Genomic DNA, 15,850 nt, shown 5'->3' with positions numbered 1-15,850 from the left:
GTGAGTCTCAAATACTTATCTTTGACCTTAATGCTGCTAGTCACCTTGGCCTTGTCAGGGTGTTCTTCTACCCATTCGGGAAGCTGGCAGGGGTTTACCGAGTCTGGCCAAGCCTCTTTCTACGGCGATAAACATCAAAATAAGAAAACCGCCAGCGGTGAGCGTTATAACCATAAATTAAAAACGGCCGCACATAAGGAAATTCCTTTTGGTTCAGTGGTTAAAGTTACAAATCTTAAGAACGGTAAAACGGTTGTGGTTAAGGTTAACGACAGAGGGCCTTTCGTGCGGGGCCGAATTATAGATTTGTCCAAATCCGCATTTAGCAGCATAGGCAATACTTCGGCGGGTTTATTAGATGTCAAAATTGAAGTGATTCAAGCGGCGAGTCAGTAATCGACTCTCAATGAGCTTGCCATGTGTGCTTTACCGAAACAGTATCAGTTCGAATGGTTTTAATAGCGCTTGGGTTTTAGCATGTGCAGCAAAACGCAGGCTGATAAGTCATTATCCCAGTTGGGAATCAGAATAAGGACAGCCAATGGAATATCCTCTCGTGAGTACTCAATGGCTCGAAGAGCACCTTACCTCGCCAGATCTCGTGTTACTCGATGCCAGCATGGCCGTGGTGTTGGGTAAAGAGCCTATCCTCTATTCCGAACCTGTGTGCATTCCGCGCTCGAGGCGCTTTGATGTCGAAACGGATTTTTGCGATAAAACCTCTTCTCAAATCCACGCCTTACCAAGGTTTGAACAGTTTGTAGAAGGCATTGCCAAGCTCGGAATAGACCCGCAAAGCGTGGTGGTTATCTATGATAATCAAGGGATTTATTCATCTCCGCGCGCTTGGTGGATATTCAAGGTAATGGGATTTCACCGTGTGTACGTGCTCGACGGTGGTTTACCCCAATGGATGGCTGAAGACAGAGTCACCTCACCCCGCTATCAGGAAGAAGGGATAGATTATGGTGCAAGCGATAGTGAGGAACTCACTGCCGTTTTGGAATATCAGCCTGCCAAGGTGATGGATGCCGAGGCCGTGTTTGCCAAGCTTGATGATAGCGGCAGCGCGATTATCGATGCCCGCGGCGCCGCGCGCTTTTTCGGCCAAGTGAGTGAGCCACGCCCTGGTGTGCGTAGTGGGCATATTCCCCATTCGGTTAATTTACCTTTTGCAGAGGTGCTCGATGGCTTCAAAATCAAAAGTTCGGCCGAATTACAAACCCTGTTTCAAGGGCTTGCTGGCGATAAATCGTTAAGGATTTTCAGCTGTGGTTCGGGCATTACCGCCTGTATCCTAATCTTAGCGTCACTCGCTTCTGGCCATGACGATGCTGTGCTCTACGATGGCTCATGGGCAGACTGGGGCAGTCGCAGCGATTTACCCATAGCGCAATAGGCGTTGATGCAGGAGTGCTGAGCAGGACACTCTGCAGCACTCCATTGGCAGTGATATATCCTTTGACTTATCAAGGAGTTTGCCATGATAACCCGGTTGTTCGATAAGCTGATTTTCGGCTTTATCTTAGTGATTGCGCTGCAACTTCCCCAATTAGCCGATCATTATCAGCAATTTTTGGCGGGGCTCTATACGTCGACTCAATGGCAAGTTGAGGGCTACGAGGCCACGGCGAAGGAATATCACTACGGCGATGTCGAAACCATGATTGCCCGCCATTTGCAAAACGAGGAGCCTAGCGTCAGGGCGGATGCCGAGCAAAAGCGCCAGACGCTAGCCTTGTATCAAGCGTTGCAGCAGGGAATGCAGACCTTTGCGCAGGGGAATCTCTTCGAGAAAACCGCCTATATGTTTAATCCAGCTCGTTTTGAATATTTACAGCAAACCATAGTTAACTTTAAGCCTGGCATCCCGTTAACCACCAGTGGGATCGCTTTTGGCGTGCTGGTGGCGTTAGTCGTGCATTATTTTGGCTCGCTGCCTTTTATTCTGTGGTCAAGGCGCCGCAAACGCCTTAACGCTGTCCGCGCCATTTAGTGCCGTTGGATAGCTTGCTCGCTTATCCAACGACAGGACAAACCTCAGAATAAGTCTTTAAACCTGTGGTATAGCATGCCCGCTGCCAGCATGGGCGAGCGGAATGTGGGGCCGCCGGGGAAGGTCATATGCTTGATTTTAGCGAACACATCAAAATATCCCGCCTGCTGACATATGGCTTCGGCGAGCAGTTTGGCGGCCATATGGGTGGCATTGACGCCGTGGCCTGCGTAGGCTTGGGCGTAAAAAATATTACTCGCATCGGGGAGGCGACCGATTTGGGGCATACGGTTGGCGCCAATGCCTATCATGCCGCCCCATTCGTAATCGATGCGTACGCCTTTTAACTGTGGGAATACCTTCTCAAGGTTCGGTCTGAGCGCTGCTTCAATATCCTTAGGATCTTTGCCTGAATAAGTACAAAGTCCGCCGAAGAGCAAGCGTCTATCCGCCGATAAGTGGAAGTAATCTAAGGCGATTCGCATGTCTGCAAAGGCCATATTTTGCGGGATAATGCTTTGGCATTGCGCTTCTGTCAGTGGCTCGGTTGCAAGCAAGTAACTCCCCGCGGGCAGTACTTTACCGCCGATGTAGCTATTCAATTTATGGCCAATATAAGCGTTGCCAGCGAGCACCACATATTGGCAAGTCACTTCGCCTTTTGCCGTTAATACTCGCGGTTTATCCCCAGGAATAATCTTTTCTGCGGCGCTGTATTCAAATAATTGAGCGCCCAATTCTCGGGCAACACGAGCCTCGCCCAAGGCCAAATTCAGTGGATGTAAATGACCGCTGCCCATGTCGACTAGGGCGCCTTGGTAAAAGTCTGAGCCGATAACTTCTCCGAGCTGAGACTGAGTTAATAGTTTGATTTCATGCTGATATCCAAGGTGTTTAAGATGGTCGAACTCTTGTTCTAGTTCGAGCATATGCCGAGGTTTAACTGCAAGATCGCAATAGCCCATTTGTAAATCGCAATCGATGTGATGGGTCTGGATCCGATTTCGCACGATCTCTACCGCTTCAAACCCCATTTGCTCAATGGCGCTCACGCCTTCTTGACCTATCTCATTGATAAATTGCGCAGGATCATGGCCAATACCGCGGATCAGCTCGCCACCATTACGCCCTGAGGCGCCCCAGCCTATGCGCTTGGCCTCGAGTAGCACTACGTTTAGGCCTTTTTGCCGCAGTTCGATAGCTGTGTTAATACCACTGAAACCACCGCCGATAATGCAAACGTCGGTGCTTACCTTACCCTCAAGTTGGGGATGAGCGTAAATTTCTTTTGCAGTATCAACATAATAAGACTGGGGATATTGTTCACTATGAACGGGAGGTTTGGTGGTCATTTGAGCTCCAAAAAATTGTTTTTATTGTAAATTGGGCTTGTCCCAGTATACTCATCACACTTTTGTGATACTGCTAAAAAGTGTGCATTTTATTTAACACACTTTTTAGATAGAATACAACGGAAGCGATTAAACTCACGCTTTTAGGGCTAAAATGTGTTTGGGATGATGTTTATCCTGAACAACCTGTTCTTCATCTATCGGGGCAACCGATCCTTTGGGGAGATGCGAAATTTGGATATTGGAGCCAGTCTCAGAACTGTTCGAAAAATGAAAGGCTTATCCCAGCGTGAGCTGGCTAAGCGTGCTGGTGTGACTAACAGTACAATTTCAATGATCGAAAAAAACAGTGTTAGCCCATCCGTCAGTTCTTTGAAAAAGGTATTGTCGGGTATCCCTATGTCTTTAGTGGATTTTTTCTCGATTGAAGCCTCGATTGAGAGTGAGCAAAAAGTAGTTTATCGCTCCGATGAACTCCTCGATATAGGTACAGGGCCGTTAGAATTTAAGTTGATTGGCCGCGACTTTCCCAATCGTGCCATGTCGGTGATGAGTGAAACCTACCCACCGGGTTCGGATACGGGCGAGGAAATGCTGAAACACGAAGGTGAAGAGGCGGCCATGGTGATCGAAGGCAAATTCGAACTGACCGTTGGCGATGAGGTTTATATCTTAGAAGCGGGTGATAGTTACTATTTTAACAGTGAATTACCCCATAGATTTCGTAACCCTTTCGATGAACCCTGTCGACTGGTCAGTGCAACAACGCCAGCGAATTTCTAATCGCATAGCTAGTCGCAGAGCGCTGTCCTAGATTGTCTAGGATGGCGCCATCTTGAGATTTCCCCCTTATCTACCTCGCATCAAACTGGCTTTGGATTACAAAATATTTTTCAAAGTGTAAATAATATTTTTCAAATGACTCTAAATCAGCTCTGATTATCTTTGCCTAGTTTTCATCATAAACAACCGCTATAAGCCGATTCTGTTACCCTTAGGCAACACAATGCCCCCTAATTTCCTGTATTACATCCCAAAATGCTGTCTTGCAACTAAACGATCATTAACAAGTGTTTAACCTCTTGCCTGAGGTTAAAATTCGGTGTACTGTGTGAAAAAATGAACATTAAAACTTAACATGTTCATTATGCAGTCATTCAAGGTGAAGGTGAGTTATGTCTGTCGAGTTGCCCCTTATTGGTGTTATTGCGTGTAATCAACAATTGGGATCACATCCCTTTAATATTGTTGGTGAAAAATACCTCTTAGGTGTAGTGAATGGTGCTAAGGGCTGGCCCTTAGTGATCCCCTCATTAGGTGCTGAACAACCTATTGAGGCGATTCTGGCAAGTCTCGATGGCATTCTCTTTACTGGTTCGCCTTCGAATGTTGAACCCCATCTCTATGCGGGTGAACCGAGTGAAGTCGGTACTCACCACGATCCCAAACGCGATGCTACCACCTTACCGCTGATCCGTGCGGCCATTGCGGCGGGTGTGCCTGTGCTTGGGATTTGTCGTGGCTTTCAAGAGATGAACGTCGCTTTTGGTGGCAGTCTGCATCAGAAGTTGCACGAAGTGGGCGGTTTTATTGAACACAGAGAAGATAAAGAGGCCTCGTTAGAGGTGCAATATGGGCCATCCCACAGTATTACTGTGGAGCCTGGGGGGGTCATTTACGAGGCCTGGGGCCGTAACTCGGCAGAGGTAAACTCTGTACATACCCAGGGCGTGGAGCGTCTTGGGATTGGGTTGCGGCCAGAAGCTTATGCTCCAGATGGTCTAGTGGAGGCCTTCTCCGTTATAGACGCAAATGAATTTGCCCTCGGTGTGCAATGGCATCCTGAATGGAAGGTGAGCGAAAACCCATTTTTCCTCTCTATATTCAATGCCTTTGGTGATGCATGCCGTCGTAGGGCTACAACTCGAGTGAAATAAAATGAATAAGCTAATCGCTTTTTTAAAAGAACGAAAAATCACAGAAGTCGAATGTGTTATCAGCGATATGACAGGTATCGCCCGCGGAAAAATTGCCCCAGTGGATAAATTCCTCGATGAAAAAGGCATGCGTTTACCCGAAAGCGTGTTGCTGCAAACCGTGACCGGTGACTTTGTTGACGATGATATTTATTACAGTTTGCTCGACGACGCCGACATCGATTTTGTCTGTGTCCCCGATGAAAATGCCGTGTTTATGCTGCCTTGGACCATTGAAGCCACAGCTCAAGTGATCCACGATTGCTACGACAGAATGGGCAATCCCATCGAATTATCGCCACGTAACGTGTTGAAGAAAGTGCTTTCGCTATACGAGCAAAAAGGCTGGGAGCCAGTTATTGCACCTGAGATGGAGTTTTATCTCACCAGCCGTAGCGATGACCACGATTTACCCCTTAAGCCACCTATTGGTCGCTCGGGCAGACCCGAAGCGGGACGTCAGTCTTTCTCGATTGATGCGGCTAACGAATACGACCCGCTTTTCGAAGATATGTACGACTGGTGCGAGCTGCAAGGTTTAGATATCGATACGCTGATCCACGAAGACGGCCCAGCGCAAATGGAGATTAACTTCAGCCATGGTAATCCATTATCTCTTGCGGATCAGGTGTTTGTATTCAAGCGTACCCTGCGTGAGGCGGCATTAAAGCACAATGTGTGCGCCACCTTTATGGCTAAACCTGTGACCGATGAGCCTGGCAGTGCCATGCACATTCATCAAAGCGTGATTAATAAGGAAACAGGCAAAAACATCTTCACCAATGAAGACGGTACTCAAAGCCCATTATTCCTGAGCTATATCGCTGGTTTACAGAAGTTTATTCCTGAACTCTTGCCGTTGATGGCTCCTAATGCCAACTCGTTCCGCCGTTTCTTACCGGGCACCTCTGCGCCAGTAAACTTGGAATGGGGCGTTGAGAACAGAACCTGCGGCCTGCGTATTCCTGAGTCTTCACCGCAAAACCGCCGCATTGAAAACCGTATTCCTGGGGCGGATGCAAACTGCTATTTAGCCATCGCGGCGAGCTTACTCTGCGGTTACATCGGTATGGTGGAAGGGTTAAAACCTTCGACACCAGTACAGGGTAAATCGAACGAAAGCCGTAGCAACAATCCACATTGCCTGCCGTTGACCTTAGAAGAAGCGTTAGCGGCGATGGAAGAGAGTGATGCCTGTAAGGAATATTTAGGTGAAGCCTTTACTACCGGCTTTGTGGCGGTCAAACAGGCCGAGCTTGAAAACTTCCGCCGTGTCGTGAGTTCGTGGGAGCGTGAGTTCCTGTTACTCAGTGTGTAATTTGCACTGTTTTTGTTCAAAACTGTCACGGCCTTAACGGATTTAGGGTCAAGATAGCGGGAATATTTGAACAATCAGTAAAAATACTCTGCACCAATTCGGTGAGTTTGCTTAACTTTGGTGCAGAGTGCTTTTAAATTGAAATGCTTACGTATGCTTTACGGTAACTGAGTCGTGCTGTGAAATCTCATTCAATGAACTCAAAGCGATGATAATTTTGTACATTGGTTGCCAATACATAAATTCATTTGAATGAAGCGATTTGTAACTCGCTGTTAGTTAAGGTTTAAAAGAGTTTTCCTGAGATGGTTTCAGCGGTTTTTCTAGGGGCTTGAGGCATTTGCCTGAATGTTGCAAGATGTAGGGCGTACAAATATCTAGTCTTTTTTTGTGCTTGTTAATGCAAGTGGGTAAATCGACAAATTTGGCATGAAATCTGATACTCCCATTCATTGCAGCCACCTAGAGATGAAGGCATTATGGTGCTGTAGAGACTGCCGATGCGGTTTTTAAGGTGTAGCATTGGTCGAGAATAACAACAATAACCGAGCAGATGGTCGGTGACACAATTTCAGAATTGTTAAAGGCAATTCTGCTACCCGAGAAAGGAGAAAGCATGAAGCTATTTAATAAGATGACGACTTTGGCTTTAGTAACCGCGGGCGCCCTCGCAAGCGTTGCTGCTCAAGCTGAAGAAGTAGTGCGCGTATATAACTGGTCTGATTATATCGCCGAAGATACCTTAGAAAACTTCAAGAAAGAGACGGGCATTCGGGTGATTTACGATGTGTTTGATAGTAACGAAGTGCTGGAAGCCAAGTTACTGTCTGGCCGCAGTGGTTACGACATCGTGGTTCCATCTAACCATTTCCTCGCTAAACAAATTAAGGCTGGCGCATTCAAGCCGCTAGACCGCTCTAAACTCAGCAACTTTAAAAACCTCAATGCCGATCTGATGAAACAGTTAGAGAAGGCTGATCCTGGTAACCAATATGCCGTGCCTTACCTTTGGGGTACCAATGGTATCGGTTACAACATCGATAAAGTGAAAGCCGCGGTAGGTGAAGATGCGCCATTTGATTCAATGGAGCTGATCTTTAACCCAAAATATGCTGAAAAAATCTCTAAGTGTGGCTTTGCTATGCTGGATTCGGCCGATGATATGGTGCCACAGGCGATGATCTACCTAGGTCTTGACCCTAACAGCACGAAAGCCGAAGACTATGAAAAAGCAGGTGAATTACTCGAAAAAATTCGCCCTTACGTGACTTATTTCCACTCATCACGCTATATCTCTGATCTCGCAAACGGGGATATCTGTGTGGCGTTCGGCTTCTCAGGTGACGTATTCCAAGCTGCGGCCCGTGCCGATGAAGCGGGTAACGGTAATAAGATTGGTTACTCGATTCCAAAAGAAGGCGCGAACCTGTGGTTCGATATGTTAGCTATCCCTGCGGATGCGGCTAACGTTGAAAATGCTCATAAACTTATCAACTACTTACTTCGTCCAGAAGTGATTGCGCCTATCTCTAACTATGTGGCTTATGCGAACCCTAACGACCCAGCACAGCCTTTAGTTGATGAAGCGATTCGCAATGACCCTGCGATTTATCCGCCAAAAGAAGTGTTGGATAAATTGTATATTGGCGAAATCCGTCCATTGAAAATCCAACGCGTATTAACCCGCGTCTGGACCAAAGTGAAGTCTGGCCAATAATCGAGATGGGGCAAGCATTGCTTGCCCCTTTTAATCGCACAGACATTGCCTTGCTCCTTGAGCATTCGGCCTACAGATTTTATCTCTATTCATTAATTCATTGTGTAAATCTCAAGTATTGAACGCCTTGTCGCATCAATACTCGGGTGGAGAAGTACTATGGCAAGCACCTCGGGCGTCACCAACAAACCCACTACAAAGACGCAAGAAAAAGTCCTGCTTAAGATTGAGCGGGTCAGTAAATTGTTCGACGATGTACGCGCGGTTGACGACGTATCATTGACGATTAATAAAGGTGAGATTTTTGCTTTACTTGGGGGCTCTGGCTCGGGTAAGTCGACCTTATTACGTATGCTCGCGGGGTTCGAGAGACCGACCTCTGGACGGATTTTTCTCGATGGTGAAGATATTACCGATTTGCCACCCTACGAACGTCCCATCAACATGATGTTCCAGTCTTATGCGCTCTTTCCCCATATGACGGTCGCGCAAAATATCGCCTTCGGTTTAAAGCAAGATAAGTTACCCAAAGCGGAAATTGAGCAAAGGGTGCAAGAAATGCTCAAGTTGGTGCATATGGAGCAATATGGCAAACGTAAGCCGCATCAGCTTTCCGGTGGTCAACGTCAACGGGTGGCGTTAGCCCGCTCCCTCGCGAAACGTCCTAAATTATTGCTGCTCGATGAGCCTATGGGCGCACTGGATAAAAAGCTGCGTACTCAAATGCAGTTAGAAGTGGTTGAGATTCTTGAACGTGTTGGCGTGACCTGTGTAATGGTGACCCATGATCAGGAAGAGGCCATGACCATGGCGGGCCGCATTTCGATTATGAGCGACGGTTGGATTGCCCAAACTGGCTCACCTATGGACATTTACGAGAGTCCTAACAGCCGCATGATTGCCGAATTTATCGGTTCAGTGAACCTCTTTGGCGGCGAGATTGAAGTGGACGAAGTCGACCACCTCATCATTAAACCCAATGATTTAGCCCAGCCCTTCTATGTGGGTTACGGCGTAACGACCAGCGCCGAAGAAAAGCATGTGTGGTTAGCGGTACGCCCCGAAAAAACCATTATCAGCCGCGAGCAACCCGAGGGCGAGTACAACTGGGCCAAGGGCATTGTGCATGACATCGCCTACTTAGGTGGCATTTCGGTGTACTACATTCGCCTCGAAAACGGCCAAATAGTGCAATGCAGTATGACCAACCGTGAACGCCGTGCCGACCATGCGACATGGGATGATGAAGTGTTCATCAGCTGGGAGGACACCAGTGGCGTGGTGTTAAGATCATGAAGATGAAGTCAAAACTAAAATGGCTTAAGGGACGTTTCTGGACGATTAGCTTCCCCTACGCTTGGCTGTTGTTGTTCTTCGCCTTGCCCTTTGCCATTGTCCTTAAGATCAGTTTTTCGACGGCGGCGATTTCGATTCCGCCCTACGAGGCGACCTTCCAATATGCGGATGATGTATTAAACATCTTCCTGCATTTAGGTAACTATTTGATGTTACTTGATGATTCGCTGTATTACACCGCGTATCTCAGTTCATTAAAAATGGCGCTTATTTCGACCATTGGCTGTTTGATCATTGGTTATCCCATGGCCTATGCCATTGCCCGTGCGCCAGCAAGGTTGCAAACCGTGCTGTTGTTATTGGTGATGTTACCTTCTTGGACCTCGTTCTTAATCCGCGTTTATGCCTGGATGGGGATCTTAAGTAACACGGGGATTATCAATAACACATTGATGTGGTTAGGAGTCATTTCTGAGCCATTGCAAATCTTAAACACTAACATCGCCGTTTATATCGGGATTATCTACGCCTATTTGCCCTTTATGATTTTGCCGCTGTACGCGACCTTAGTGAAGTTAGATATGAGCCTGATTGAGGCTGCATCTGACTTAGGGTCGAGCCGTTTAAATACCTTCTGGAAAATCACTTTCCCGTTATCGAAGAGCGGGGTGATTGCAGGTTCTATGCTGGTGTTTATTCCTGCGGTAGGGGAGTTTGTGATCCCTGAGTTGCTCGGCGGCCCAGATTCTCTGATGATAGGTAAAGTGCTGTGGCAGGAGTTCTTCAATAACCGTGACTGGCCTGTGGCCTCATCTCTGGCGATTGTGATGCTGGCACTCTTGATTATTCCTATTACCTTATTCCATCGCTATCAGGCGCGTAGTTTGGAGAAAGACCTATGAAAAAGCTGAGTTTTTCTTCGGTGATGCTGTGGTTCGGCTTGTTCTTCTTGTACGCACCTATGTTGATCCTAGTGATTTATTCTTTTAACGAATCTAAGTTAGTGACAGTGTGGGGCGGGTTTTCACCTAAATGGTACGGCGAGTTATTTGCCGATCAGCAAATTCTCGATGCGGTGTGGACCAGCCTTAGGATTGCGTTTTACAGCTCAACCATGGCGGTGATTATCGGCACTATGGCCGCCTTTGTGATGACGCGATTTAAGCGCTCTTGGGCCAAGCTCACTTTGTCGAACATGATCACCGCGCCTTTGGTTATGCCTGAGGTGATCACGGGTCTGTCATTGCTACTGTTATTTGTGCATATGGCGGATCTCTTAGGTTGGCCGAAAGAGCGCGGCATGGTGACCGTTTGGATTGCCCACTCGACCTTCTGCGCGGCCTATGTGGCTGTGGTGGTGTCGTCAAGATTGCGTGAGTTAGACATGTCAATCGAAGAGGCGGCAATGGATTTAGGTGCAACGCCGCTTAAGACCTTCTTCCTGATCACTGTGCCCATGATTTCACCGGCATTAGTGGCGGGCTGGTTGTTATCCTTTAGTCTATCACTCGATGACTTAGTGATCGCAAGCTTTGCCTCAGGCCCAGGCGCGACCACTTTACCTATGGTGGTGTTCTCCTCGGTGCGTTTGGGGGTATCGCCTAAGATCAACGCCTTGGCAACACTGATCATTCTATGTGTATCGTTAATCGCCTTCTTGTCTTGGTATATGGCAAGACGCGCCGAAAAACGTGAGCGTATGCCGCTTAACTAATAAGTGGTGATACAACACAGAGCGAACAAACACTGAGTTGTCTTCTCTCGCTAAAAGGATGGCCTTGATCGCCAAGGCCATCCATCTCTCAGCCCTCCAAGTCTTCTTATCTGTACCTCCACAGTAATTTTCGAATCCGTTAAGGCATCAAGGACACTTTGTTTGAAATATCAAACATTGTGTAAATTATTGTGCTTTTATGGCTAGTGTTTCCCGATTTGAAGGTGTAGGATGTGATAGTTGTTTAAAATAATGAACATAAAAATCAAGGGAACATCATGTCAGCCATACCTCACACTGGATCATATTATGCGGCATCGGCCAACGATAAGGTTGAGCGCGCGCGTTTACAGGAATCGATTGAAGCCGATGTTTGTGTGATTGGCGCGGGGTACACAGGCCTGTCTGCCGCACTGCATTTACTCGAATCGGGTTTTAGTGTGGTGGTGCTCGAAGCGGCGCGAATTGGCTGGGGCGCCTCGGGGCGTAATGGCGGACAAATCGTCAACAGCTATAGCCGTGACATTGATACCATTGAAAAAACCGTTGGCAAAGAACAAGCCAAGCTCTTTGGACAAATGGCCTTCGAGGGCGGACGCATCATCCGTGAACGTATTGCTAAGTACAACATTGACTGCGATCTAAAGGATGGCGGCGTATTTGCGGCGATGAACGAAAAGCAGATGGGCCATTTACGCCATCAAAAGCAGTTATGGGAAAGCCATGGCCACATGGGCAAGCTTGAGCTGCTCGATGCAAACAGCATTCGTTCTGTGGTAAATACTGAGCGCTATGTCGGCGGTATGTTAGATAAGAGCGGCGGCCATATTCATCCGCTGAATTTAGCCTTGGGTGAAGCCCGCGCGGTAGAATCCCTCGGCGGAAAGATTTTTGAAGACTCAGCGGTGCTGCGAGTCGATGAAGGCGATAGTCCAGTGGTGCACACCGCTAAGGGCAGTGTAAAAGCCAAGTTTGTGGTGGTGGCGGGTAACGCTTACCTCGGTAAACTCATGCCTGAATTGCAAGCCAAGTCTATGCCCTGTGGCACTCAAGTGATCACCACAGAGCCCTTGGACGAAGAGTTGGCTGCAAGTCTATTACCCCAAGACTACTGCGTCGAAGATTGTAACTATCTGCTGGATTATTTCAGGCTGTCTGGCGATAAGCGTCTGATCTACGGTGGTGGTGTTGTTTATGGTGCCCGCGACCCTGCGGATATCGAATCCCTGATTATCCCGAATATGCTCAAAACCTTCCCTCAGTTAAAAGGGGTTAAGGTTGATTATGCCTGGACTGGTAACTTTTTATTGACCTTATCGCGTTTGCCACAGGTCGGCCGTATTGGTAAAAATATCTATTATTCACAGGGTTGTAGTGGCCATGGCGTCACTTATACCCACTTGGCAGGCAAGTTAATTGCCGAAATGCTCAATGGTCAAGCCACGCGTTTCGATGCTTTTGCAGCGCTGCCCCATTATCCTTTCCCCGGTGGTCACGCCTTACGTGTGCCTTTTAGTGCGCTGGGGGCATGGTATTACAGTCTAAGAGACAAGTTAGGTATCTAATTTATTTGAATTTTTATACGAGGTAAGGCATTACCTCGCCGCGAGAGGAATTTCCTGTGTTGTTAAAAGACCCGAGTCTGCTGCGTCAGCAATGTTATATCAATGGTCAGTGGTGCGATGCACAGTCAAAAGAAACTGTCGCTATCGCCAATCCCGCGACGGGCGTGGTGATCGCCAGTGTCCCTGTGATGGGGCAAGCCGAAACTCAAGCGGCAATTGCGGCAGCCGAAGTGGCCTTGCCCGCATGGCGGGCGCTTACCGCAAAAGAGCGTGGTGCCAAGCTGCGCCGCTGGTTTGAATTACTCAATGAAAACAGTGATGACTTAGCGCTAATGATGACCAGTGAGCAGGGTAAACCCCTCGCCGAAGCTAAGGGAGAAGTCACCTACGCCGCCTCCTTTATCGAATGGTTCGCCGAAGAGGCGAAGCGCGTCTATGGCGATACGATTCCTGGGCATCAGGGCGATAAACGCATCATGGTGATCAAGCAGCCCGTGGGCGTGACTGCGGCCATTACTCCTTGGAACTTCCCTGCGGCGATGATCACCCGCAAAGCCGCGCCAGCACTGGCGGCAGGTTGCACTATGGTGGTGAAACCTGCGCCGCAAACGCCTTTTACCGCATTAGCCTTAGCCGTGCTTGCCGAGCGCGCCGGGATCCCTGCAGGAGTGTTCAGCGTGATCACTGGTGATGCTATCGGCATTGGTAATGAGATGTGTAGCAACCCAACTGTGCGTAAGTTGTCTTTCACTGGCTCGACCCAAGTGGGCATTAAGTTAATGGAGCAATGCGCGCCGACTCTGAAAAAATTATCTTTAGAATTAGGCGGTAACGCGCCATTTATCGTATTCGACGATGCCAATATCGATGCGGCGGTTGAAGGCGCCATGATCGCTAAGTATCGCAATGCGGGGCAAACCTGTGTCTGTGCTAACCGTATTTATGTTCAGGCGGGCGTGTATGACGAATTTGCCCGCAAGCTCAGTATTGCCGTGGGCAAATTAAAGGTGGGTGAGGGGATTACTGAAGGCGTCACTACGGGCCCCCTCATTAATCGCGCGGCGGTCGAAAAAGTCCAGAGCCATCTTGAGGATGCGCTCAGCAAAGGGGCATCGGTGGTTGCGGGAGGCAAGCCCCATAGCTTAGGTGGCAACTTCTTCGAGCCCACGGTACTGACACATGTCGATAGCAGTATGCGTGTCGCCCGTGAAGAAACCTTTGGCCCACTGGCGCCGCTGTTTAAGTTTACCGATGTGGACGATGTGATTAAGCAAGCCAATGATACCGAGTTTGGCTTGGCGGCTTATTTTTATGGCCGTGATATCTCACTCGTGTGGAAAGTGGCCGAGGCATTGGAATACGGCATGGTGGGCGTCAACACTGGGTTGATTTCCACCGAAGTCGCGCCGTTTGGCGGAATGAAATCCTCAGGGCTTGGCCGAGAAGGCTCTAAGTTCGGCATCGAAGAATATTTAGAAATCAAATATATCTGTATGTCTGTTTAAGCATCAGTTTGGAATAGACCGCCAGTGGTAGCCCTTTGGGCATAGGCATTGTTATCGACATTTGTGTATAGCCAAGTTAGGCACGCGAGCAAGGAATACTAAATGAGCACAACCAATGATTCATTGATGGCACGTCGCCAAGCCGCAGTCGCAGGCGGTGTTGGTCAAATTCATCCTGTTTTTACTGCTCGCGCCGAAAACGCGACCGTGTGGGATGTTGAAGGTCGAGAGTTTATCGATTTTGCGGGTGGTATTGCTGTGCTCAACACTGGGCATTTACATCCTAAGGTGAAGGCGGCCGTTGCGGCGCAGCTTGAGGACTTTTCCCACACCTGTTTTATGGTGCTTGGCTATGAAAGTTATATTCAAGTCTGTGAAAAACTGAATCAGTTAGTGCCGGGGGATTTTGCCAAGAAGACGGCCTTATTCACCAGCGGCTCAGAAGCGGTTGAAAACGCAGTTAAAGTGGCTCGTGCATACACTAAGCGGGCGGGCGTGATTGCCTTTACCTCGGGTTACCATGGTCGCACTATGGCGGCACTGGCGTTAACGGGAAAGGTCGCGCCTTACAGTAAAGGGATGGGATTAATGTCGGCCAATGTGTTCCGCGCCGAGTTCCCCTGTGCGCTGCACGGCGTGTCAGATGATGATGCGATGGCCTCTATCGAACGTATCTTTAAAAATGATGCCGAGCCGAGCGATATCGCGGCCATCATCCTCGAGCCTGTGCAGGGTGAAGGTGGATTCTATGCCGCATCGCCAGCCTTTATGCAGCGTTTACGCGCGCTTTGCGACCGTGAAGGTATTATGTTGATTGCCGATGAAGTGCAAACGGGTGCGGGTCGTACCGGGACCTTCTTCGCCATGGAGCAAATGGGTGTGAGCGCCGATATCACCACCTTTGCTAAATCCATTGCCGGTGGTTTCCCTCTTTCTGGTATTACGGGTAAAGCTGAAGTCATGGATGCCATCGGTCCCGGTGGCCTTGGTGGCACCTACGGCGGTAATCCGCTGGCCTGTGCGGCGGCGCTCGCCGTACTTGAGGTGTTTGAAGAGGAAAAGCTGCTTGAACGTGCCAATGCAATTGGCGAGCGCATTAAGTCGGCGCTAAATACTATGCAGGTTGAACATCCTCAAATCGCCGATGTGCGTGGTCTAGGGGCGATGATCGCCATTGAGTTGATGGAGGATGGTAAACCCGCGCCTCAGTACTGTGCCCAAATCTTAGCCGAGGCCAGAAACCGAGGATTGATCCTCCTCTCCTGCGGTACCTACGGAAACGTGCTGCGTATTTTGGTGCCATTGACAGTGCCAGACGAGCAGCTCGGTGCGGGGCTGGGGATTCTTAAAGCCTGCTTCGATGCCGTGTTAAAAGGTTAATAGCCATAAAAAATCCCGCTTAGGCGGGATT

At 48.6% G+C, this 15,850-nt stretch carries 14 protein-coding genes; 13 read left to right on the top strand and 1 reads right to left on the bottom strand.

Annotation, left to right across the window (positions count from 1 at the left end):
• Positions 1-30: 30 nt before the first annotated feature.
• The 3 genes from SHEWMR4_RS15335 to SHEWMR4_RS15325 all read left to right on the top strand — a co-directional run bounded on the left by SHEWMR4_RS15335 (position 31) and on the right by SHEWMR4_RS15325 (position 1,996).
• Positions 31-396, top strand: coding sequence for a septal ring lytic transglycosylase RlpA family protein (locus SHEWMR4_RS15335; protein WP_374897024.1), 366 nt, complete (start codon positions 31-33; stop codon positions 394-396).
• Positions 397-541: 145 nt separating this feature from the next.
• The gene (locus SHEWMR4_RS15330) at positions 542-1,399 is read left to right on the top strand and encodes a sulfurtransferase (RefSeq protein ID WP_011623673.1); all 858 of its coding nucleotides are present in this window, start codon (positions 542-544) and stop codon (positions 1,397-1,399) included.
• Between the two features lie 84 nt (positions 1,400-1,483).
• Positions 1,484-1,996 carry a DUF2937 family protein gene (locus tag SHEWMR4_RS15325; RefSeq protein WP_011623672.1) on the top strand — a complete coding sequence of 171 codons (513 nt, stop codon included), beginning with the start codon at positions 1,484-1,486 and terminating at the stop codon, positions 1,994-1,996.
• 44 nt (positions 1,997-2,040) lie between these two features.
• Here the strand turns inward: SHEWMR4_RS15325 and SHEWMR4_RS15320 are convergent, their stop codons facing one another.
• The gene (locus tag SHEWMR4_RS15320) at positions 2,041-3,348 is read right to left on the bottom strand and encodes an NAD(P)/FAD-dependent oxidoreductase (protein WP_011623671.1); all 1,308 of its coding nucleotides are present in this window, start codon (positions 3,346-3,348) and stop codon (positions 2,041-2,043) included.
• Between the two features lie 234 nt (positions 3,349-3,582).
• Between SHEWMR4_RS15320 and SHEWMR4_RS15315 the strand changes: the two genes are divergently transcribed.
• The 10 genes from SHEWMR4_RS15315 to gabT all read left to right on the top strand — a co-directional run bounded on the left by SHEWMR4_RS15315 (position 3,583) and on the right by gabT (position 15,819).
• Positions 3,583-4,131: a cupin domain-containing protein gene (locus tag SHEWMR4_RS15315; RefSeq protein ID WP_039977919.1), complete on the top strand. Its 549-nt coding sequence runs from the start codon at positions 3,583-3,585 to the stop codon at positions 4,129-4,131.
• 392 nt (positions 4,132-4,523) lie between these two features.
• A complete protein-coding gene (locus SHEWMR4_RS15310) occupies positions 4,524-5,285 on the top strand; it encodes a gamma-glutamyl-gamma-aminobutyrate hydrolase family protein (protein WP_011623669.1) in 762 nt (253 codons plus the stop codon).
• A gap of 1 nt (position 5,286) precedes the next feature.
• Complete coding sequence (locus SHEWMR4_RS15305) at positions 5,287-6,642, top strand: glutamine synthetase family protein (protein ID WP_011623668.1); 1,356 nt, start codon at positions 5,287-5,289, stop codon at positions 6,640-6,642.
• A 616-nt stretch (positions 6,643-7,258) separates the two neighbouring features.
• Complete coding sequence (locus SHEWMR4_RS15300; RefSeq protein ID WP_041408839.1) at positions 7,259-8,359, top strand: polyamine ABC transporter substrate-binding protein; 1,101 nt, start codon at positions 7,259-7,261, stop codon at positions 8,357-8,359.
• 159 nt (positions 8,360-8,518) lie between these two features.
• Positions 8,519-9,655 carry a polyamine ABC transporter ATP-binding protein gene (gene potA, locus SHEWMR4_RS15295; protein ID WP_011623666.1) on the top strand — a complete coding sequence of 379 codons (1,137 nt, stop codon included), beginning with the start codon at positions 8,519-8,521 and terminating at the stop codon, positions 9,653-9,655.
• Positions 9,652-10,557 carry an ABC transporter permease subunit gene (locus SHEWMR4_RS15290; RefSeq protein ID WP_011623665.1) on the top strand — a complete coding sequence of 302 codons (906 nt, stop codon included), beginning with the start codon at positions 9,652-9,654 and terminating at the stop codon, positions 10,555-10,557. The genes potA and SHEWMR4_RS15290 overlap by 4 nt, the downstream gene beginning before the upstream one ends.
• Positions 10,554-11,369 (top strand): ABC transporter permease subunit, encoded by an 816-nt coding sequence (locus SHEWMR4_RS15285; protein ID WP_011623664.1) that lies wholly within the window; start codon positions 10,554-10,556, stop codon positions 11,367-11,369. The genes SHEWMR4_RS15290 and SHEWMR4_RS15285 overlap by 4 nt, the downstream gene beginning before the upstream one ends.
• Positions 11,370-11,647: 278 nt before the next feature.
• Positions 11,648-12,934 carry an NAD(P)/FAD-dependent oxidoreductase gene (locus tag SHEWMR4_RS15280; RefSeq protein WP_011623663.1) on the top strand — a complete coding sequence of 429 codons (1,287 nt, stop codon included), beginning with the start codon at positions 11,648-11,650 and terminating at the stop codon, positions 12,932-12,934.
• 56 nt (positions 12,935-12,990) lie between these two features.
• Entirely contained in the window at positions 12,991-14,439 is a 1,449-nt protein-coding gene (gabD, locus tag SHEWMR4_RS15275) for an NADP-dependent succinate-semialdehyde dehydrogenase (RefSeq protein ID WP_011623662.1), read from the top strand.
• 102 nt (positions 14,440-14,541) lie between these two features.
• On the top strand, positions 14,542-15,819 hold the full coding sequence (gene gabT, locus SHEWMR4_RS15270; RefSeq protein ID WP_011623661.1) for a 4-aminobutyrate--2-oxoglutarate transaminase: 1,278 nt from the start codon (positions 14,542-14,544) through the stop codon (positions 15,817-15,819).
• The last annotated feature ends 31 nt before the right edge of the window (positions 15,820-15,850 follow it).

The organism is Shewanella sp. MR-4 (assembly GCF_000014685.1).
Classification (GTDB): domain Bacteria; phylum Pseudomonadota; class Gammaproteobacteria; order Enterobacterales; family Shewanellaceae; genus Shewanella.
Note: the sequence above shows the minus strand (reverse complement) of the source record. Positions and strands in the feature narration are given on the sequence as shown.